Source organism: Faecalibacterium prausnitzii (assembly GCF_003324185.1).
Lineage (GTDB): Bacteria > Bacillota > Clostridia > Oscillospirales > Ruminococcaceae > Faecalibacterium > Faecalibacterium prausnitzii.
In genome coordinates this window covers 109795-131131 of the sequence record NZ_PXUP01000009.1, presented here as the reverse complement: position 1 = coordinate 131131, position 21337 = coordinate 109795, and the positions used below count along the sequence as shown (strand labels likewise).

19 protein-coding genes are annotated in these 21337 nt (G+C 58.3%); 12 read left to right on the top strand and 7 right to left on the bottom strand.

Going from position 1 to position 21337, the window contains the following annotated elements; translation table 11 throughout:
• From C7J97_RS07940 to C7J97_RS07920, 5 genes are all read right to left on the bottom strand, one after another.
• The coding region (locus C7J97_RS07940) for a site-specific integrase (RefSeq protein WP_113992525.1) at positions 1-947 on the bottom strand (947 nt) is incomplete at its 3' end.
• A 16-nt stretch (positions 948-963) separates the two neighbouring features.
• On the bottom strand, positions 964-1278 hold the full coding sequence (locus C7J97_RS07935) for a helix-turn-helix domain-containing protein (RefSeq protein WP_113992524.1): 315 nt from the start codon (positions 1276-1278) through the stop codon (positions 964-966).
• A gap of 212 nt (positions 1279-1490) precedes the next feature.
• Positions 1491-2783 carry a virulence-associated E family protein gene (locus tag C7J97_RS07930; protein ID WP_242983468.1) on the bottom strand — a complete coding sequence of 431 codons (1293 nt, stop codon included), beginning with the start codon at positions 2781-2783 and terminating at the stop codon, positions 1491-1493.
• 76 nt (positions 2784-2859) lie between these two features.
• Positions 2860-4203, bottom strand: coding sequence for a plasmid recombination protein (locus tag C7J97_RS07925; protein ID WP_113992523.1), 1344 nt, complete (start codon positions 4201-4203; stop codon positions 2860-2862).
• 296 nt (positions 4204-4499) lie between these two features.
• On the bottom strand, positions 4500-4892 hold the full coding sequence (locus tag C7J97_RS07920) for a hypothetical protein (RefSeq protein WP_113992522.1): 393 nt from the start codon (positions 4890-4892) through the stop codon (positions 4500-4502).
• 453 nt (positions 4893-5345) lie between these two features.
• Here C7J97_RS07920 and C7J97_RS15210 point away from each other — a divergent pair, with 453 nt between their 5' ends.
• Entirely contained in the window at positions 5346-5513 is a 168-nt protein-coding gene (locus C7J97_RS15210) for a hypothetical protein (protein WP_005922647.1), read from the top strand.
• 192 nt (positions 5514-5705) lie between these two features.
• On the opposite strand, the gene C7J97_RS07915 is transcribed toward C7J97_RS15210, so the two are convergent.
• Positions 5706-7523, bottom strand: coding sequence for a sigma-54-dependent transcriptional regulator (locus C7J97_RS07915; RefSeq protein WP_113992521.1), 1818 nt, complete (start codon positions 7521-7523; stop codon positions 5706-5708).
• 217 nt (positions 7524-7740) lie between these two features.
• Here C7J97_RS07915 and C7J97_RS07910 point away from each other — a divergent pair, with 217 nt between their 5' ends.
• The 8 genes from C7J97_RS07910 (at position 7741) to C7J97_RS07875 (ending at position 16517) form a co-directional block, all read left to right on the top strand.
• Positions 7741-8982 (top strand): four-carbon acid sugar kinase family protein, encoded by a 1242-nt coding sequence (locus tag C7J97_RS07910; protein ID WP_015537571.1) that lies wholly within the window; start codon positions 7741-7743, stop codon positions 8980-8982.
• A gap of 64 nt (positions 8983-9046) precedes the next feature.
• Positions 9047-10207: a sialidase family protein gene (locus C7J97_RS07905; protein WP_005922639.1), complete on the top strand. Its 1161-nt coding sequence runs from the start codon at positions 9047-9049 to the stop codon at positions 10205-10207.
• Positions 10208-10270: 63 nt separating this feature from the next.
• Positions 10271-11437, top strand: a complete 1167-nt coding sequence (locus C7J97_RS07900) for an iron-containing alcohol dehydrogenase (RefSeq protein ID WP_113992520.1) — start codon at positions 10271-10273, stop codon at positions 11435-11437.
• Positions 11438-11457: 20 nt separating this feature from the next.
• Entirely contained in the window at positions 11458-12372 is a 915-nt protein-coding gene (gene dapA / locus C7J97_RS07895) for a 4-hydroxy-tetrahydrodipicolinate synthase (protein WP_005922637.1), read from the top strand.
• 28 nt (positions 12373-12400) lie between these two features.
• The gene (pdxA, locus tag C7J97_RS07890) at positions 12401-13471 is read left to right on the top strand and encodes a 4-hydroxythreonine-4-phosphate dehydrogenase PdxA (RefSeq protein WP_015537572.1); all 1071 of its coding nucleotides are present in this window, start codon (positions 12401-12403) and stop codon (positions 13469-13471) included.
• A gap of 333 nt (positions 13472-13804) precedes the next feature.
• Complete coding sequence (locus tag C7J97_RS07885) at positions 13805-15085, top strand: SLC13 family permease (RefSeq protein WP_113992519.1); 1281 nt, start codon at positions 13805-13807, stop codon at positions 15083-15085.
• A gap of 15 nt (positions 15086-15100) precedes the next feature.
• Complete coding sequence (locus C7J97_RS07880) at positions 15101-15448, top strand: VOC family protein (protein ID WP_005922633.1); 348 nt, start codon at positions 15101-15103, stop codon at positions 15446-15448.
• A 94-nt stretch (positions 15449-15542) separates the two neighbouring features.
• The gene (locus tag C7J97_RS07875) at positions 15543-16517 is read left to right on the top strand and encodes a calcium/sodium antiporter (RefSeq protein ID WP_113992518.1); all 975 of its coding nucleotides are present in this window, start codon (positions 15543-15545) and stop codon (positions 16515-16517) included.
• Positions 16518-16602: 85 nt separating this feature from the next.
• Here the strand turns inward: C7J97_RS07875 and C7J97_RS07870 are convergent, their stop codons facing one another.
• Positions 16603-17469 (bottom strand): MurR/RpiR family transcriptional regulator, encoded by an 867-nt coding sequence (locus tag C7J97_RS07870; RefSeq protein WP_113992527.1) that lies wholly within the window; start codon positions 17467-17469, stop codon positions 16603-16605.
• Between the two features lie 202 nt (positions 17470-17671).
• Here C7J97_RS07870 and murQ point away from each other — a divergent pair, with 202 nt between their 5' ends.
• The 3 genes from murQ to C7J97_RS07855 all read left to right on the top strand — a co-directional run bounded on the left by murQ (position 17672) and on the right by C7J97_RS07855 (position 21134).
• Positions 17672-18580, top strand: a complete 909-nt coding sequence (gene murQ, locus C7J97_RS07865; protein ID WP_113621604.1) for an N-acetylmuramic acid 6-phosphate etherase — start codon at positions 17672-17674, stop codon at positions 18578-18580.
• Positions 18581-18649: 69 nt separating this feature from the next.
• A complete protein-coding gene (locus tag C7J97_RS07860; RefSeq protein WP_005922626.1) occupies positions 18650-20092 on the top strand; it encodes a PTS transporter subunit EIIC in 1443 nt (480 codons plus the stop codon).
• Entirely contained in the window at positions 20085-21134 is a 1050-nt protein-coding gene (locus tag C7J97_RS07855; protein ID WP_005922624.1) for a MupG family TIM beta-alpha barrel fold protein, read from the top strand. The genes C7J97_RS07860 and C7J97_RS07855 overlap by 8 nt, the downstream gene beginning before the upstream one ends.
• Positions 21135-21337 lie beyond the last annotated feature (203 nt).

Below are 21337 nucleotides of genomic sequence, written 5' to 3'. Positions count from 1 at the left end.
TCTTTCATCTCGTCTGCCGCCAACTGATTCAGCCACTTCTTCAATTCCTCTTTCAGTGCAGAGGTCATGAAGATGGTGCGGCAGGAGGATGCCGTTTTGGTGCTTTTCAGGATAAGGGAAGTGGTGCTGCGCTCCAGCTTGTCCGGGAATACCTTGATGATGCAGCCATCGTCCACTTGGTTCAGGGCTTCTTTTCGCACCCGCTGCATGGATTTGTTGATACGGAAGGTTCCGATGCCATCTGCTGCGTCAAAATCAAGATCTTCCGGGGTCAGACCTACGATCTCGCCCTCTCGCAGTGCGCCCACCAGTGTGAGGTGGACTGCCAGATGCAGGATGGGGTCCTCCATGCTGTCCAGAGCCGCCCGCATCTCCTCTACCGTCCAGATGGTACGTTCCTGCGTGGACTTCTTGGGGCTGTCCACGGGAACAGGGCTTTTGACAAGGATGCCCCACTCTACGGCATACTGGAAGGCTGTACCCAGCAGCCGATGAACCTCGTGGATCGTCGTGCCGGAAAGGAACCGCTGCTTCTGCTTTTCAGTCAGTTTCTGCTTCTTGCCCTCAATATACGAACCGCAGGGTGTTTTGCTCAGGGTCGTGTAGAGGTTTTCCATGTGGTAGGGCTTGAGTTTTTGCATCTCCATGCTGCCGATATATGGGATAATAAGGTTCTGGATGGTGGAAAGGTTGGATTCGTAGGTTTTGGGTGCCCACTTGTGCTTGCTGCACTGCTTGGGCAGCCAGTCCATCAGGAACTCTGCCACCGTCACCGAGGACGGGATCAGGAAGGTTCCCGTTGCCAGCTCGTGTTCGATTTGTTTCTTTCGGTTCGTTGCCTCCTCTTTGGTGGGAAAGCTCTCCCATTTGTCGCAGCTCTTGCCGTGTTCATCTTCGTAGGTGTAGCGGACGCTGTAAGAGTTGCCACGCTTCGTAATATATGCCATACTGTTTGCCTCCTTATCAAGCTGCCCGGTTGAGCCACGCATCGAAGCTGTCTTTCGGGACACGGATGCTTCCGCCTACCCGCAGGACGCGGAATTCGGTGGTGCGGTTGCACAGGTTGTAAGCAGAGCGCAGGCTGATGGCCAGCATTCGTGCGATTTCTTCCACCGTGTACACCAGCTTCGTGGTTACCGGGCTGTCAGTCGGAGACTTGACGGCATTGGTTTGAGTGACCACCTCCATTGTAGTCGTAGTTGAGTCCTTTTGCAAGAACTTATTCGTATAATTTTCGGATTTCACAGTTTCGGTCATGTCAGGCCGATTCATATTCATAGGCAGACCTCCAATTCCTTGTAACCGAACGCCTGTAACCGGGCAGGAAAATTATCTTTTTCTGCACGCAGGGCATCCGGTGGACTTTATACTTTTTCTTATCTTTTTAAGGTTACATGGTTACAGAAAGCGGAAAACGCAGCAATCATGCGGCTTTTGCACTGTAACTGGAACGTAACCGAATCTGTAACCAACCGTGTAACCACTGTTCATCAGAAGGGAAAGCCCAGCTGCTTGGCTTCCGCATCCGTTATTTCGGAGAAATCTTCAGCCCCGGTTTCGGGGCTGGTTACGCGCTCCCAGCCTTTCTGAACGCCGTACTTCGGGTAACGCTTGGCGGTTTTATGAGCCCGCCAGCCTTGGATATCGCCGCGCGAAATGCCGGTGTTCATGATCTCGCAGATGGCGCGGGTCTCCCACTCTGCCGGGATATTGGTGTTGCCCAGTGCCTCCGCGTAAAGCTGCTTGGAACACACCCGGTCACCCGTGTAGTCCTCTAGAAAGGCGTAGATCATGCCAGCCTGCGCATCCTCCTGCATGAAGTCCTGCTGACGGGCTTGCAACGTTTCCTGCATGGCGGGGCTGAACGCCAACCTGTAGTCGCCGCTGTTGTAAATCGTCATGGCTTCTGCCCAGAGCTGGTCGATATAGGCACGGGAATCTTCCTCGTTGTCCAGAATGTGCACCTCGGCCAGTTCCGCATCCACCGGGACGGGGATGAAGCGGCGGTTGCCTGTGCGGTCACGGGGCAAAAAATCCTGCCGATTGGTCGTGCCAGCAAAGATGCACTGGCGCAGACGGTCGGCAGGATGGGTCTCGTAGGGGACTTTATAGGTTTCCTTCTGTTTACTGAGAAAACTTTTGATCTCCTCGATACTCTTGGCATTGGCGGTGGCGATCATCTCCGACATTTCAATGATCCAGTGCCCCTGCAGCTTTCGGTACACGTTGTCGTCGTCCAGCCGCCGCAGGTCGTCCGAGAACCATTCATCCTTGACCGCCAACAGCCGAAAAAAGCTGGACTTTCCTGTGCCTTGCCCGCCCACCAGACAGAGCATGGTTTCAAATTTGCATCCCGGCTGGAACACGCGCTTAATGGCTCCCAGCAGGAAAATTTTCATAGCTTCGCAAGTGTATTCGTCCTCCGCAGCACCGAGGAAGTGGTGCAGGACGTGGGCAATCCGTTCCGTGCCGTCCCATTTCAGGCCGTTCAGATAGTCCCGGATGGGGTGGTAGCGGTTCTCGTTGGCAACGATGTGGATGGCGGATTCGATCTTCTTCTCGCTGGAAATACCGTATTTCTCCATTCTCCGCAGGATATACTTCATGTCGGTGTCGTTCAGGGGCTTGCCGGAGCGGGGCCAGCCTACGGGCTTCACAATGTCGATGCGCTCACTCAACAAGTTCAGCCGGATGGCATCGGCAAGCACATGGTCATTCTGCAAAATCGTGATGCAGTTCTGAATCGTCCGCTGAATTTCGCCATTGGAGTGCTTGGTCAGCATTTCTTTCACATCGGTAACGGTTCGGGGAGCACGTTCTTCGTTGACTTCTTTGCTCAATAAACATCACCTCGTACTATTATTGAAAGCGATTTTCTGACTTTTCCGCAGTTGAAAGTACAGATGGATTCCGCTGTGCCTGTTCTGCCTGCAAGCGGTTCAGCAGTTGCAGAACGGAATCCCGTGCTTTCTCCTTGACCTGTTCTTTGCCTTTCTGCCGAACTTCCGGCTTCAGCAGCTTCTCCTGCAAACGAGCAGCAGTTGTCTGCATAGTCTTGAGGAACTTGTTCAGCACATCGTCCAAACGATGGGAAGCATATTCCCTAGTAGCTTTTGGAGCTTTTCTCTCTGGCGATAACACCCACTTCTTCGTGTCCTCAATCATCCGCATATCTTCCTTGCGGGTTTCAGTGCGCACCACATCCGTCACGACCTCCACCGCCTTGTCGTAGGCCGCAGCCGAAACATCTTCCAGCAGGTTTTCCATGTCCGAAACTTTCAGGGTCAGCTCGTCCAGCTTGCTCTGCTGGGCGGCAAGCTGCTCCTTCTGCTTGGCAAGGATGAAGTCCTGCTTTTCCAGATATTTGCGGTTGCCGTACTCCGCTTCCTCCTCCAATTCCAGTCCATGCCGCTTGGCGATCTCGAACAGCATCTTCCGGCAGGCGGCATCAAAGGCAATCTTGCGGTTATTCCTGCGGCTGAGGGGCTTGTCCGGGTCGGGCAGGTCGAAACCCAACGCTTCCAGTGCCTTTTCCTGCTGAGGAGCAATCTCGCCGTACTGGTTTTCGCAGTCGAACACATGACGCTCATGGATGTGGGGTGTGCTTTCGTCCAGATGCAATGCCCAGTCCAGCACATGAACGTGTTCGCCATACTTGGCTTTGAACTCCTCAATGAACTCGGTGACGATGTTCAGCAAGTCCTCAGCCGAAGCGTGTTCATCCAGCGTTCCAAGTTGGTAAATGGTTTCTTCCGGGCAGGTCTTGCGGCTGGACAGTAGGTCGGGAATGGAGCGGTTGCGCTCCGTGTGCCGGATCTTGGCGTTGCGCTCGTTTTGGCCTTCAACAAAGGCCGTGTAGTGGGTTTCGTAGAACTGCCGTTCCACATCCGAGAAGGTCGCCGCCAGATCGTCCGGGTCTTGTGGAGCGAGAGCCGAACGGAAACCGTGGAAGCAGTCCCAGTAGATGTTGCCTTTGGCTCGTTCCGGGTCAATGTGCTCACTGTTGGCAAGGTTGAAACTGCGATCATTGTGCTTGGGGTTGTAAGTGCCGTGTGCTCCGGCTCGTCCGTTGTGTCGTGTCAATTTCAGATAGACATCCCTCCGTTTCAACATCTTGGCGGAGAGAACGCAGCAGCGAAGCTGCTGAATTTGCCGCCGTTCTGCGCCAGATAATACCCAGTAGGATATGACGCACAGCATCATATCACTGGGCAAGGCGTTCCCCCTTGACTCCCTTCAACGGGCCATTTTGACCCGTTGATTTTGGCAAGCTAGCGGTCAAAGATTTGCGAATCCCTGCCCACCAGCTCGTCCGGCTTTTTCAACGGGCCATTTTGGCCCGCTGATTCCGTTACAGGTAGAATCAGGTTGTCATCTTGGCAACCTGATTTTCAACAGGCCTTGAGGCGTTACGGAAAAACGATGTGCTCATTTTGACCACTTGGTTTTCCGTAACAGGTCGATGAATTTCTGTTCCCCCATTTGTGAGGGACTGAGTTTTATTTGGCAGATGCGTTACGCTTAACCAAGTGCTCATTTTGAGCACTTGCAGCATCTGTAACACGTTTTCGATAGACTTTTTGCCGACAGGCATTGCTGCAATAGCGGGCATCTGCACGTTTGGGTGTGAATTTTTCACCGCAGCACTGGCATACTAAATCTTGACGGCGCATTTGGCGGTATTCCCGCTGCCGCCGATTGTTGGCCTGATTGCCGCACCAGTAGCTGTGACAGTATTTCTTGGTGTAGATTGTGGTGTAGAACACCCGACCGCAGCCGCCGCAGATGAGTTTGCGGATAGCGTATCCTCCGGTGGTAAAACCCGTTTCCTCATACGATTCTTTCAAATAATCCTGATTGTTCTGTTCCCATTCTTCGTTTGTCATATACATGGAGATACCCCTCCTTTCACTGGCGTTACGGAAAAACAATGTGGTCAATTTGACCACATTGTTTTCTGGTAACTGGGGAATCAACGTTTAGCCGTTCTCCCTGCATGGATTTCCTGCCCCTTCCGGCGGCGTTTTCCGGCTCTCCTTCTCAGGGTCATCGCCGGGTACCCCATGCAGACGGTCATGCGGTTTTCAAGGTGCGGTGCTGGATTTGGCAATAAAAAATCGCCACACAACAACCTGAACCTGACCATCCCTTCTGGGATGGCCTTGGTTCGGGTTTGCTATGTAGCGATAAGAAAGTTAAAAACTTGCTCCGACTCCTTCGGGAGCCGAGCTGGAACTCTAAGTAAATATGTTATATTAAATTGTTGAAATGGGTTACCACAAAAATCGAGCCGTGTCAACAAAAAGTTTTGAAAACACACTACTTTCGGCAGATTGCAAGAAAAAATGATGGAAACCTTGGTAAAAAGAGAGGGCTGGATAGCTCGTTCTGTTTGCAACGGAATGCAAACTCGGAACTTTTCCGAGCAGAAAAACAACCGTCTGCTTCAAGTTGAGCTTGAAAACGGACGATCATTCTTGCAAAATGATTGTCAAATTTGGGAGGCGTTTTGAGCAGCCTCATAGTGCTAACAAGATGTGTCTTCACACGTATATATATACCATTTTTGCGTTGCAAAATACTTGTTGGGGAACACCCAAGCCCTTGAACTGCATCCGATGGATGCAGGCTGCACGTTTTTGAAAAACGCTCTTTCGGTGCTCCGTATGAAGCACCGAAAACGAACCCGTTGAGGGTCAAAAGCATCAGGTGGGGTCGGTAGGCTCCCCGGCTTCAATTTTACCCAGATACCGCCACAGGGTCGTGCGGCTGATGCCCAGCTGCCGGGCGGCGGCGGCGCGGTTGCCGCCGTGGGCGGCTACCGTCTGCTGCACCACCTCGCCGATGATGCTTTCCAGCGTGCGGGAGGTGTCGGTGCTGACCACCGCCGCCGGGTGCGCTGCCGGGGCGCTGCGCAGACTGCGCTCCTTGGAGAGCAGGTCTGCCACGCTGCTGCTGCGGATGTAGGGGCCGTTCGTCAGGGTGGCAAGGGAGCGCAGCAGGTTTTTGAACTGGGTGTAGTTGTTCGGCCACGGGTACTGCCGCAGCATCTCGATGGCGCGGGGCTCAAAGCCGGAGATCTGCTTGCCCAGCTCCAGATTCAGGCTGTTCAGGTACAAACTGGAAAGGGACGGGATCTCATCCGACCGGCTGCGCAGCGGGGGCAGTTCCAGCGTCAGTGCGCCCAGCCGCTCGATAAAGCGGCGGGTGACCGGGGAGACCGGCTCTTCCGGGCGCACCGAGCGGGAGAACAGCAGCCGCACCCGGCGGGCAAGACCGGTCTCCTCGATGGCAGCCAGCAGCTCGGTGCTCCACTGCTCCGGGATGGACTCAAAGTTCTGGAAGTAGACCGTGTTGCCGTTGGCGTTCAGGGGTGAGTTATAGTGGTTGAGCAGAAAATCCCATGATTTATCGTTCATCAAAGCGCAGTTTGCCACCACGAGGGGGCGGTTTACCAGTGCGCTGTGCAGGTAGAGGTAGCGGGCGATCTGCTCTTTGCCGGTGCCCGGCTCGCCGCAGATGAACAGGGGCTGGCGCACGGCAGCAAGGGCGTTGATCTCGGCGTCCTGCGTGCCCATGGCACCGCTCAGGCTGTAAAAGCTGTTAGAGAAAAGATATTCGCACTCGCCTTTGTTCAGCGACCGCAGCCCCGGGCGGTTGGAATGCAGCGGGATGCGGGAGGGCACGCAGTAGAACAGATACCGCTGCACATTGTTCATCAGCAGCACCTGTGCTGTGATGCTGTACAGCTGGCTACGCTCGGTGTAATAGAACTTTAAGCTGCCCGTGGCGGGGATCTCCCGCAGATGGGTCTGCAAACAGCGGTGCAGCTCCGGGGAGATGTCCTTCATATTATTATAGAACAGGCTGCCGTCCGGCTCCATCACCACCACTCTGCCGCCCTGCTCCTGCGTGATGCTGCGTAGAAACAGGTTCTCCTGCCGCAGCTGGCCGAACCATGTGCTGATGTTCACCGCCTGATCGATGGCGCTGTGCAGGCTCTCGATGCCGGAGGTGATCAGGAAGGCGTCAAAGCCCATCTCCCGGGCAATGGTGTGGGTGACCATATCACAGACCACCATCCGGTAGCCGCCCTGCTTGAGCCGCTCCAAGGTATGGCGCACCTCCTCGGCACTGCGGACGGTAAGGATGTCCAGATCAAAGTTCAGCAGGCTGCAAAGGGTGTGGGCGGGTTCGGTGATGCTGGGAAAGCCCACGATGGCGTACAGGCTGGTGTAGTTCTCTGCCAGTTTCATGGTGCGCAGCACATCATACACCGAGATATGGATATCCACCACCGGCAGGTCGGTCACCTGCCGGATCAGGGTGGCGGTGCCGCCGCGGGAGATAATGCAGTCGTAGCTGTTGGGGGCCATGCGCTGCACGATGGCCTGTCCCTCTTCCAGATCGCCGGTGTACACCTCCAGCTCAACGTTGGGGTAGGCCTGCGCCGCCTGCTCCATGGCGGTGCGCATTCCGTCGTAGGGGGCAATGCCCAGAATGCGGGTGTGAGTCTCGACCATAAAACGTCCCTCCGTGTTTCTCTTTGAAACTATTATAAACGGTCTGGTTCAAAAAGAAAACAGAATATGGTTTCAAAATAGAACGTTTTTGCCAACAAAACAAAAAGAAAATTGAAAACGTGCTAAAATGAAACGCTTTTCCCGCTTGCGCCGGGTGCATTCCCGCGGTGGATACGGCATAATGAAAGCACAAAAACAAGTGAGGAGGCACGAACGAATGCTTCGCCTGCTGATGATTGCAGATGATTTTACGGGTGCGCTGGATACCGGCGTACAGCTTGCGGCACACGGCATCCCCACGCAGGTCGTGGTGGGGCAGGCAGACCTTTCCGCGTGCAGCAGCACCGTGCTGGTGGTGGATACCGAAACGCGGCATCTGCCCGCCGCAAAGGCTGCCAAGGCTGTTGAAGAGCTGACCCGCAGCGCGGTGGAAAACGGCGTGGGCTGCATCTATAAAAAGACGGATTCTGCCCTGCGCGGCAACATCGGCGCAGAGCTTGCCGCCCTGCTCAAGGCAAGCGGCGCACGCAATTTACCCTTTCTGCCGGCCTTCCCGCAGATCGGACGCACCACCGAAAAGGGCGTCCATTACATCAAAGGCGTGCCGGTGAACGAAAGCCCCTTCGGCATCGACCCCTTCGAGCCGGTGCGCTGTGCCGAGGTGACAAAGCTGATCCATTTGCAGACTGAGATCCCCGCACAGAACCTGCGCCCCGGTGAGACGGCAGCGGACAAGACCGGCATTCTGGTGTATGACGCTGCAACCGCCGCAGATCTGGAAACCGCCGGGCGGCAGCTGTTCCAGAATGGAACACCCCCGGTGCTGGCAGGCTGTGCAGGCTTTGCCGCCTTTCTGCCGGAGCTGCTGGGGCTTTCGGACGGCAGCGTGGTCGAGCCCCCGCAGCTGGACCCCCGGCTGCTGGTGCTCTGCGGCAGCGTGAACCCCATCACCCTGCGGCAGATGGACACCGCCGAAAAGGCAGGCTTTGCCCGCCTGCGGCTGACCCCCCGGCAGAAGCTGGAGCCCGGCTACTGGGCAAGCGCCGACGGCAAGGCTGCGCTGGCAGAAATTGAACAGATGCTGGCAGCAAACCCCCGCTGCATCATCGAGACGAATGACGCCGGGGGCAACCAGCTTACCGCCGATTACGCCGCCGCCCGGGGCATTGACTTGGACGGCATGCGGGTGGGCATTTCCGGCAGCGTCGGGCAGATGTTCGGGGCGCTGTTCGGCAGCGAACATCTGGGTACGCTGCTGCTCACCGGCGGCGACACCCTGCTGCAATGTATGAACAGCGTGGGCGCACGGGAGCTGGAACCGGTGTGCGAACTGGAAAGCGGCATCGTGCTGGCGCGGTTCACCTATCAGGGGCGCACCCGCTACGTCATTACCAAGTCCGGCGGCTTTGGGCAGGAGGATCTGCTGGTGGAGCTGGCAGACCGCATTGCAAAGCATTGAGAACAGAAGCAGACAGCCCTTTGCGGCTGGAACAGAAGATAAATGTAACAGAAGGAGAACGACCATGACCTATGCAAAACTGCCCGGCCTGACCTGGGACGGCACCGTGTACGAGAACGAGGAGATGGGCACACTGGAAGCCCTGCTGCCCACCGGCGGCTGGCCCACCGCCCACGCACCTGCCATGGTGGAGCTGCCCAACGGTGACCTGCTCTGCTGCTGGTTCGCCGGTACTTATGAGGGCAGCGCAGATGTGCACATCATCTGCTCGGTGCTGCCGCATGACGGTACCAAGTGGCTGGAGCCGGTGAATATCTCCGGCGACCCCACCCGCAGCGAGCAGAACCCCTCGCTGTTCTACGGCCCGGACAACGCCGTGTGGGCGATGTACACCGCCCAGCTGGACCGCGTAGAGGGTAAGGACAATATGCAGTTCACCGCTGTGGTGCGCTGCCAGAAGAGCACCGACGGCGGCAAAACATGGGGCGACTACACCACCGTGTTCCCGGAGGAAGGCACCTTCTGCCGCCAGCCCATTCAGGTGCTGTCCAACGGCCGCTGGATCTTTGCCAACTGGCTGTGCACCGACTCTGCCGAGGGTCTGTCCGGCGACCCCACCGCCTTCCGCATCTCGGACGATGAGGGCAAGACTTGGCGCATGGTCATGATGCCCGGCAGCAACGGCCACGTCCACGCCAATGTCATCGAGCTGGAACCGGGGCATCTGGTGGCCTTTATGCGCAACCGCGAGGCCTACCGCATCCACCGCAGCGAGTCCTTTGACTGGGGCGAGACTTGGACGGTGCCTGCACCCACCCCGCTGCCCAATAACAACTCCAGCATCAGCGCGGTCAAGCTGCAGAGCGGCCGCATCGCCATTGCCTATAACCCCACCTGCACCCCCAACCCCGTGCCCGGCAAGGCTGCATGGCCCGGCCTGCGCTGCCCGGTGGCGGTGGCGCTTTCGGAGGACGGCGGCCTGACCTTCCCCATCATCCGCTGGATGGAGCGCGGCGAGGGCTACATGGGCGATGAGAACAAGACCAACAACAAGCAGTACGAGTACCCCTACCTGATGCAGGGACGGGACGGCATGCTGCATCTGGCCTACGCTGCCCGCACCCGGCAGGGCATCAAGTATGTCCGCTTCTCGGAGCAGGACGTGCTGGGCGCAAAGCGGGAGACCGTGGGTCTGTATAACCCCACCGCAGCGCAGAGCCGCTGAAAAAGCTTTTCGAGAGTTTCATCCTTTTTATAGATCAGAACATCATTCAGGAGGTTGATCAGTATGCTGACCCAGTACAATCTTAAAATGCCGCACGCAGTTTACGGCGGCGAGAACGCTATGGACAATATCACCGCCATCATCAAGGCGCGCGGCGCAAAAAAGGTAGCCATGTTCACCGATAAGGGCATTGAGGGCGCAGGCCTGTTTGCTCTGCCGGAAGAGGCCGTCAAGGCCTCCGGCGCAGAGTACTATGTGCTGGACGAGCTGCCCCCGGAGCCCAGCTACATGGCTGTGCAGAAGCTGGTGGACGAGTTCAAGGTCTCCGGTGCAGACCTGATCGTGGCCTGTGGCGGCGGCTCCGTGATGGACGCTGCCAAGCTGGCAAGCGTGCTGGTGACCGACGCCTACGGTGTGAAGGAGCTGCTGGATAACCCCGGCATGGCACAGAAGTGCGTGCCCATCGTGCTGATCCCCACCACCGCCGGTACCGGCGCCGAGGTTACCCCCAACGCCATCGTGGCTGTGCCTGAGAAGGAGCTGAAGGTGGGCATCGTCAACGAGAACATGATCGCGGACTACGTCATTCTGGACGCCCGCATGATCAAGAACCTGCCCCGCAAGATCGCGGCCGCTACCGGCGTGGATGCGCTGGCACACTGCATCGAGTGCTTTACCAGCAACAAGGCCAACCCCTTCAGCGATCTGTACGCACTGGAAGGCTTGGACCTGATCCTGAACAACATCGAAAAAGCCTGCGATGACCCCGAGGCCATGGCAGAGAAGAACCGGATGCAGATCGCAGCCTACTACGGCGGTCTGGCCATCACCGCTTCCGGCACCACCGCTGTGCACGCACTGAGCTACCCGCTGGGCGGCAAGTACCACATTGCACACGGCGTGTCCAACGCCATCCTGCTGGCACCGGTCATGCGCTTCAACAGCGAGCACCCCGCCGTGCGCGAGCGTCTGGCTACCGCCTACGACCGCTGCTGCCACGAGGAAAAGACCTGCACCACCGTGGAGGAAAAGACTGCATGGATGATCGCCCGTCTGGAGCACATCGTCAAGCATCTGGATATCCCCACCAGCCTCAAGGAGTTCGGCGTGCCTGCCGAGGATCTGGAAGGTCTGGTCAACGCCGGTATGCAGGTACAGCGCCTGCTGGTGAACAATATGCGCCCCGTTACCGCCGACGACGCACGCAAGCTGTATCAGGAAATCATGTAACAGAAAAGGAGTAAAGACTTATGAAGACCAGCGATATCAAGGGCATCATCCCTCCCGTAATCACCCCTATGAATAACGACCCTGAGCAGACGGTCAACCATCAGGCTCTGCGCGAGCAGGTGGAGCGCCTGCTGGCAGGCGGCGTGCACGGCATCTTCCCCATGGGCACCAACGGCGAAGCCTACGCCCTGTCCTTCCAGGAGAAGGAAGAGATCCTTGCCACTGTCATCGATCAGGTAAAGGGCCGCGTACCGGTCTACGCAGGCACCGGCTGCATCACCACCGCCGAGACCATCCGCCTGAGCAAGCGTGCCGAGGAGCTGGGCGCAGACGCACTGTCCATCATCACCCCCAGCTTTGCACTGGCCTCCCAGAAGGAGCTGTACGACCACTACACCGCTGTGGCAAAGGCTGTGAACCTGCCCATCATCCTGTACAACATCCCCGCCCGCACCGGCAACAAGCTGCTGCCCGAGACCGTGCAGGCACTGTGCCGTGACGTGGAGAACATCGTGGGCGCAAAGGATTCCAGCGGCGATATCGAGAACCTGAAGGCCTACATCCGCCTGACCCGCGAGCTGGATAAGGAAGTTGCCATTCTGGCCGGTAACGACGGCGCCATCCTGACCTGCCTGAAAGAGGGCGGCGCAGGCGGCATTGCAGGCCGCGCCAACATCTGGCCGGAGACCGTTGCCAAGATCTACGATTGCTTCAAGGCCGGAGATCTGGAGGGCGCACAGGCTGCACAGGACGCCATTGCCATCCTGCAGCAGACCTTCAAGTACGGCAACCCCAACACCATCATCAAGACCGCCGTTGCCCTGCAGGGTCACCCCGTTGGCAAGTGCCGCGCACCCTTCAACTATGTGCCGGAAGAGGGCATGGAGGCCATCAAGAAGGTTCTGGCCGAGAATGAGGCCAAGGGTCTGCACTGAAACGCGCTGAAGCAAGGAGAAGGCTGCTATGAATAAACCCATTGTCGGTATTACCATGGGCGATCCCGCCGGTTCCGGCCCGGAGATCACCATCAAGGCTCTGGCTGACCCGGAGCAGTACAGCTACTGCCGCCCCATCGTGGTGGGCGATGTGAAGGTGATGGAGCAGGCCAAGAAGTTCGTTGGCCGCGAGGACATCGTCATCCACCGCTGCGAGAAGGTGTCGGATGCCCTGTTCACCCCCGGCACCATCGACGTGCTGCATCTGGATCTGATCGAGGACATCAGCAAGTTCGAGATAGCAAAGGTCAGCGTGGAGGGCGGCAACGCAGCCTTCCAGTGCGTGAAAAAGGTCATTGAGCTTGCTATGGCCGGTGAGGTGGATGCCACCTGCACCAACGCCCTGAACAAGGAAGCCATGAACAAGGCACTGGAGTACTACCACGGCGAAAAGTCGGACGGCTACACCCACTTTGACGGCCATACCGAGATCTACGCCACCTACACCCACACCAAAAAGTACACCATGATGCTGGCTCATCACGACCTGCGCGTGGTGCACGTTTCCACCCACGTTTCCCTGCGGGAAGCCTGCGACCGGGTCAAGAAGGATCGCGTGCTGGAGGTCATCGAGATCGCCAACAAGGCCTGCAAGGATATGGGCATCGAGAACCCCCGCATCGCTGTGGCAGGTCTGAACCCCCACTGCGGTGAGAACGGCCTGTTCGGCCGGGAGGAGATCGAGGAGATCACCCCCGCCATTGAGGCTGCCAAGGCCGAGGGCATCACCGGTGTCGTGGGTCCCTGCCCGCCGGACAGCGTGTTCTCGCAGGCCATCGGCGGCTGGTACGACATCGTGGTGTGTATGTACCACGATCAGGGTCACATCCCGCTCAAGACCGTGGGCTTTGTCTACGACCGCGAAAAGCAGGAGTGGAAGGCCGTGGAGGGCGTCAACGTCACGCTGGGTCTGCCCATCATCCGCGCCAGCGTGGATCACGGCACCGACTTCTACCACGCCGGTAAGGGCAACGGCAACGAGCTGAGCCTTGTCAACGCCATCAAGTATGCGGTCAAAATGACCGGCCGCGCCAACTAAGTTATCCCCATCCCAACCAATTCTTCATTTTCTTCCAGAGAGAGCCGCTGCACCCCGTACGGTGCGGCGGCTTTTTCTGGTTTTGCCCTGTTTCAAAAAGCAACAAATCAGCCGAAACTAACCGCAATGTGTTTCAAAAAGCAACGCATTGCAGCAAAAGAATTGAACAAATTCTGAATATGTTTCAAAAAAGAACACAACAAGCCAAAAAATGATTGTGACGCACAGCGGAAAACTATATACTTTTAATCAAGAAAGCCGCATCGGAATTGTGCAAAGGGTCGGGCTCTTGCGCAACAGGGACTGCGGACACAAAAAAGGAGGACACGTTCTATGACACTTCCCATGATCATTGCTCTGGCAGTGACTGTCCTCATGATCATCCTGATCATGGTGGATAAACTGCCCTTCGGTGCACCCCCGCTGCTGGCGCTGCTGCTGCTGGTGGTGTTCGGCGTTACCGACATCAAGACCGCCTTCGGCGGCTTCGCAAACCCCACCATCGTCATGCTGGCATCCTTCATGGCCATCATCGCGGCCCTGCAAAAGACCAGCTTCATCGTCAAGTTCAAGCAGACCATGTTCAACATGGCCAGCAAGGGCGGCTTTAAGGCCTACGTCCTGCTGATCCTCATCGTTATGCTGGGCTGCAGCCTGTTCGGCACCGGTTCCACCGCCTACTATGTGCTGGTCATCGGCCTGCTGTCCACTCTGCCCTACTCCAAGCAGCTGCCCCCGTCCAAGGTTCTGATGCCTGCGGGCTTTGCAGCAAACCATCCGCTGCTGCCCTTCAACACCGCTCTGCAGTACGGTATCGTGATCGCCGTTCTGGAAAGCGCAGGCGTTGCGGCAAACGTCAATCTGGTCAAGTTCTCTCTGGTCAACCTGTGCCTGTCCATCGGCTTCCTGGTGTGGTGCATCCTGGCCTACAAGATCATGCCCGACCACCCCATTGCCGAGGCCAAGGAAGAGGCTCTCCACGCCGGTGAGCAGAAGGTCGCTCTGACCAAGAATCAGGAGCTTATCACCTACTTCAGCTTTGTGCTCGCCGTTGTGGGCATGATCCTGCAGAGCAAGATCGGTGACGCAGGCTACGCCATCACCGGTCTGGCCGTGGGCATCATCCTGATCTCCGGCGTCATGGACTTCAACGAAATCCGCAACTCCATCAGCGCACCCATCATCCTGATGTCCGCAGGCGTCATCGGCATTGCCGATGCTCTGGGCAACACCGGCCTGACCAGTCTGGTCGGCGAGACCGTTGCCAAGATGCTGGGCACCAACGTCAACCCCTTCGTGCTGATCTTCGCCTTCTGCATCCTGACCAGTGTGCTGGCAACCCTGACCGGTTCCACCATCGGCACCGTGTACGTCTTTGCTCCCATGGCCATTGCCACCTGCGTCAATCTGGGTCTGGACCCCACCGCAGCCGCTGCCGCTATCGTGGTCTCCGGCTGGTGCGGACACTTCCTGCCCATTGACGGTATGCCCGCCATGATCATGGGCGCCGGTGACTACAAGATCACCGAGTTCTGGAAGTTCACCATTCCGCAGTACTTCATCCGTCTGCTGGCGCTGACGGTGGGCGCTGTGCTGATCTTCCCCATGAAGTAACAGGAGAAACGCAAAATGAAAAACACGTTTGAGCTGGAGCACGTCGGCATCAACACCGACAACGCAGGCGAGGCCGAGCAGCTGGCGCTGCTGCTGTGCAAGCTGTTCAACTTAGAGCCCCGCCACGGACAGAAGTCCGAGTTTGCCGGCAACTATTTCGAGTGCATGAAGAGCCCCTTTCTGGGCAAGAACGGCCACATCGCAATGCGCACCCCCGACCTGAAGGCTGCGATGGAGGAGCTGGAGGAAAATGGCTTCCGCTTCCGCATGGAGACTGCCGCCTATTTTGAGGACGGCCGCATCAAGAATGTGTATCTTGAGGGCGAGTACGGCGGTTTTGCCATCCACATCATGCAGAAATAACGCCAACTGACCGATCTTGTGCAGAACCGGGGATGGAGCAATCCGTTCCCGGTTCTGTGGTTCACGCCCCGCGAAAAATCAGAGGAGAAAAACTATGCTGGTTCCTGTATTGTTATTTATCGTCGGTCTGCTGTTCCTGATCAAGGGCGGCGACTGGTTCGTGGACGGTGCTTCGGCACTGGCACGGCGGTTCCACCTGCCGGAGCTGCTCATCGGCGCAACGGTGGTGTCCATCGGCACCACCCTGCCGGAGGTCATGGTGTCCACCATGTCCGCCGTGTCCGGTCATGGTGAGATCGCCTACGGCAACGCCATCGGCTCGGTCATCTGCAACTCTGCCCTGATCGCGGCCATCACCATCGCCGTCCGTCCGGGCAAGGTAGACCCCAAGACCCTGCGGGTGCCGGTAGCCTTCTTCTTTGCCGCAGCCGCCATCTACTGCGTGGCTGCTTACGCCATGGGCGAGTTCACCCGCCCGCTGGGCTTTGTGATGCTGGCCATGTTCGTGGCCTACATGGTGGCAAACGTATTGCAGATGAAAAAAGCCCCTGCCGCCGCCGAAGCGGAGGCCGAGGCCGAAAATGCCGGGGAAGAAATGTCCCTTACCAAAACGCTGGTGCTGCTGGTGCTGGGCGCTGTGCTGATCGCACTGGGCGCAAACCTGCTGGTGGATAACGGCACCCTCATCGCACAGGCACTGGGCGTGCCGGAGTCGGTCATCGCGCTGACCTTTGTGGCGCTGGGCACCTCTCTGCCGGAGCTGGTCACCGCCATCACCTCGCTGGTCAAGGGCTGCAGCGATTTGTCCCTTGGCAACATCGTGGGCGCAAACGTGTTCAATCTGGTGCTGGTCAGCGGCGTGTCCGTCACGCTGGCACCCTTCACCGTGCCGCAGAGCTCTACTTTGTTCGGCATCAATTCCAGCCTTGTGCTGGAGATCCCGGTCATGCTGGCTGTCATGATGATCATGACCCTTCCCGCACTGAAGCGCGGCAAGCTGTCCCGTGCACAGGGCATTATTCTGCTGTGCATCTACGCTGCCTTCTGCGCTATCCAGTTTACCATGTGACATTCCCGGAGATACTTCCTTGCCCCCGGTCTGCTTTGTCAGGCCGGGGGTTTTGGTTATTGTACCCTGCGGGACGGTCTTTGTTTTACGGCTGGGTGAGCACCTCCGGGTCACCGGGCTTATAGATATGAGTCTTGGCCAGACGGCGCATGGTGTCCTCGTGGTTGCGGCTGGCGTAGGCGGTGTACAGAATATCCATTACGTTCAGCTGGGAAAGGCGGGAGGACATGGCGCCGTTGCGGAACAGGCTCTCGTTGGCGGCCACATACAGCACATGGTCGGCCAGCTGTGCCACCTCGGAGGGGTAGTAGCGGGTCACTGCGATCACCGGTGCGCCGCCCGCCTTCATCTCCTTGATGCACTGGATCATCTCCATGGTCTGCCCGGAGTAGGAGAACACGATGCCCACATCCTGCGCAGTGGCGTTGCGTGCCTGCAAAAGCTGCGAGTGGGAGTCCTCGTTGACCACGCAGGGCTTGTCCAGACGCAGAAATTTCAGGTAGGTGTCTTTTGCCACGCACAGCGAGGAACCGATGCCGAACAGCAGCACCGTGCGGGCGTTGGCGATCAGCTCTACGCACTGCTCCAGTTCGTCCAGCAAAAGCAGCCGCTGGGTGTCCAGCAGGCTCTGGATGTTCTTGTGGGTCACCTTGTCCACGATCTCCTGCAGGCTGTCCTGCGGGGTGATGTCCTTTTCCCGGTGGCTGCCGTTCTCCCCAAGGGTGGCAAGCTCCAGCGTCAGGGCGTGGCGCAGCTCCTTGTAGCCCTGAAAGCCGATCACCCGGCAGATGCGCACCACGCTGGAAGGGGAGGAGAAGGAGCGCCGCGCCAGATCCCGGATGGTAAGGGTGGTGGTCTCGTCCGGGTTTTCCAGAATGAACTGCGCGATCTGCCGCTCGGTGCTGCTGAGGGAGGGCTGCACCTCCCGCAGGCGTAAAAGAACGTTCTGCATATAGATACCTCTGTTGTATTTCAGGATGGATTGAACAAGCTGCACAAAAAAGTCGTACTTGTAAGCGAAAATTTCAAAAATAATGCTTGCATAAAACATTGTACCACAAAATAGTCTTTTTATGGACATTTTGTTTGAAAAAGTTTATACTTTGGTCACAATCACGCCGCAAGGGGTGCGGCGGAAACTGGAGGTGCAGGATATGGGTTTGAATCTGAGTGGGATGACCACCGAGACCCGCAACCCGCGCACGATGCAGCTGGACCAGATGTCCCCGCTGGAGATCGTGACTGTCATGAACGAGGAGGACGCCCGGGTACCGCTGGCCATTGCCAAGTGCCTGCCGCAGATCGCGCAGGCGGTCACATGGGCGGCAGAATCCTTTGAAAAAGGCGGACGGCTGTTCTATATGGGCGCCGGTACCTCCGGCCGCTTAGGCGTGTTGGATGCCGCCGAGTGCCCGCCCACCTTCGGTGTGCCGAAGGAGATGGTGGTAGGGCTCATCGCCGGCGGCGAAAAAGCCTTTATCGAGGCTGTGGAGGGCGCAGAGGACAGCCGGGAGCTGGCTGTTGAGGATCTGAAAGCCCACGGCCTGACCGCGAATGACTTTGTGGTGGGCATTGCCGCTTCCGGCCGCACGCCCTATGTGCTGGGCGGTCTGGACTACGCCAAGAGCGTGGGCTGCCACACCGCCGCCATTGCCTGCAATATCGGCAGCGCCATCGGCAAGGCCGCAGAGCTTGCCATTGAGGTGAATTGCGGCCCCGAGGTATTGACCGGTTCCACCCGGCTCAAGTCCGGCACAGCACAGAAGCTGATCCTGAACATGATCTCCACCGGCTCTATGGTGCGCACCGGCAAGGCCTACCAGAACCTGATGGTGGACGTGCAGCAGACCAACGAAAAGCTGCACACCCGCGCCGAGAATATCGTCATTGACGCCACCGGCGTGGAGCGGGAGAAAGCCCGCGCCGCCATTGACGCAGCGGGCGGCAGCGTAAAGACCGCCATCACCATGCTGCTGGCAGACTGCGATGCCGCAGAAGCCGCCCGGCGGCTGGAAAAGGCCCGCGGCCATGTGCGGGAGGCCATCCGGCTGGAAGTGCTGTAAGATATCTCTAAGTTCCTTAGCGGCAAAGGCCGCATCGGATATACACCTGTTTTAAAGGAGGACCCACTTATGACGAATGAAGAACTGGTCCGCGCGGCGCTGGAGAAGGTCGGCGGAAAGAGCAACGTTCTCACCGCAACCAACTGTATGACCCGTCTGCGGGTGCGCGTTAAAGATGACGCCAAGATCGACGACGAGGGCCTGAAGGCCATCGAGGGCGTGATGGGCATCGTGCATGACCGTACCGGCTATGTGGAGATCGTGGTCGGCCCCGGCAAGTGCCGCAAGTGCGCAGATATCTGCCGCGACATGGGCATCCCGGCAGACGCCGCCGCTTCCACCGCCAACGACTGGCAGACCAACAAGGCCGCAGTCAAGGCCGGGCAGAAGCAGAGCAAGGTCAAGGAGCTGTTCAAGACCTTCGGCGATATCTTTATCCCCCTGATCCCGGGCGTTGTGGCTTCCGGTCTGTGCGCCGGCATCAACTCCCTGATCGGTCAGGTGGTGCCGAACTACGCCGACATCCCCGCACTGGCCCTTATCAGCACCCTGCTGGGTCTGATGAATACCTGCTTCCTGGGCTACCTGACCGCATGGGTCGGCTACCGCGCAGCCGAAAAGTTCGGCGGCACCCCCATTCTGGGCGGTATGCTGGGCATGATCACCGGTTTGGACGGTATCAACAAGATCTCTTCCATTCTGGGTCTCTTCAACGAGGCTGTGCCGCTGGATTCCATCCTGCGTGCAGGCCGCGGCGGCGTGCTGGCCGTTGTGCTGGGCGCATGGTGCCTTGTCAAGATCGAGCGCTGGGTGCGTAAGTGGATGCCCGAATCTCTGGACATCGTGTTCACCCCGCTGATCACCATGATCCTGTGCCTCGTGCCCTATATCCTGATCATCATGCCCGCTACCGGCTATGTTTCCACCGCGCTGTGCTGGGTGGTTGAAAAGCTGTGCATGAGCGATATCCTGATCGTGCGCATCATTGCCGGTTATATTTCCACCGCTCTGTTCCTGCCCATGGTCGCTATGGGCATGCACCATGGTCTGGTTGCTCTGTACTCCGTGCAGCTGGAGAGCTTTGGCTACGTTACCCTGTACCCCGCTCTGGCTATGGCCGGTGCAGGTCAGGTTGGCGCTGCTGTCGCTATCTACTTCAAGGCTAAGAAGTGCGGCAACACCCGCCTGAAGAACGTTATCACCGGCGCACTGCCCGCAGGTCTGCTGGGCATCGGCGAGCCGCTGATCTACGGCGTCACCCTGCCCATGGGCAAGCCCTTCATCAGCGCCGGTCTGGGTGCCGGCTTCGGCGGTGCCTTCGTTATGGCCATGCAGGTGGCTGCTACTGCTTGGGGCCCCTCCGGTCTGCTGGCTCTGTTCGTCATGACCGCCGGCCCTCACGGTGTGGCTGCTTCCGTTGGCTGCTACGCAGTGGGTCTGGTCATCTGCTACATCATGGGCTTTATCGTGACCAACGCAATGGTCTCTGTTGAGGACGTTGCCAATGCTTAAAACACTCGGACGGTCAGTGTATCTGACGCAGTTTGAGGAACAGCGTGCGTCGCTTTCCGCTTTTGCGGCAGGCGGCGCGCCTGTTTTTATCTCACTGCATATCAGCGAAGAATTTGATGCCGCTTACTGCGCCCGCGTGCAGGAAATGTGCGATTTTCTCTCCGCACAGGGCTGGCGCATTCTGGCAGACGTGTCGGAAAAGACCATCCGGCAGTTTGGCTGTGCCGACCTGACCGCGCTGGCAAAGCGGCTGCACCTGTGGGGTCTGCGACTGGATTACGGCTTCTCGCTGGAGGAAATGTGCGCCCTTGCGCAGCAGCTGCCCGTTGCCGTCAACGCCTCCACCACCACCCCGGAGGTGGCGCGGCAGCTGGCGGCAGGCGGCGGCACGGTCATCGCCATGCACAACTTCTACCCCCGCCCGGAGACCGGCCTTGACCCGGAATTTTTGCGCGAGAGCACCGCAGCTTTGCAGGCAGAGGGCTTGCAGGTGTACGGCTTTATCCCCGGCGACGCCCTGCTGCGTGGGCCGCTGTATCAGGGTCTGCCCACGCTGGAAGCCCACCGCACCGCTGCCCCCTCGGCGGCCTTTGCGGACTTGGCGCTGAACTACGGGCTGGACGGCATTTTTGCGGGCGACCCGGAGGTCAGCACCCGGGAGCAGGAGTACATCCGGCACTTCTGCACCACCGGCGAACTCTGCCTGCCGGTCGCCCTGCGCCCCGGCTATGAGACTCTGTACGACCGCACCTTTACCTGCCGCCCGGATTCGCCCAAAGGGCTTGTGCGGTATCAGGAATCCCGGCTCTACTCCTGCTTTGGCAGCACCGTGCAGCCGGACAACTGCGTGGAGCGCCGCCGCCGCTGCGTGACCATGGATAACATCGGCTACGGCCGCTACTCCGGCGAGATCCAGCTTGTGCGCGCTGACTTACCCGCAGACGAAAAGGTAAACGTCATCGGTGAAGTGCCCGCAGAATACGACCTGCTGCTGGACTGCATTAAGCGCGGAAAGACCTTCCGCATGGTAAAAGTATCATAAATCATAACACAACACCCCCGGACAGCTCTGCGTGCTGTCCGGGGGTGTCTTTATGGTTCTCTTCTGTGAAAAAGGGGTTCTGAAAAGTCCGCGTTTGCGCAGCAATGAAAGCCCCAGTGGGGCTTTTAAGCGGCAGAGCGGTCTGCGCAAGCAGATGGAGGGGCTTTGCCCCGACAAGCTCCGCAGACTTTTCAGAACCCCAA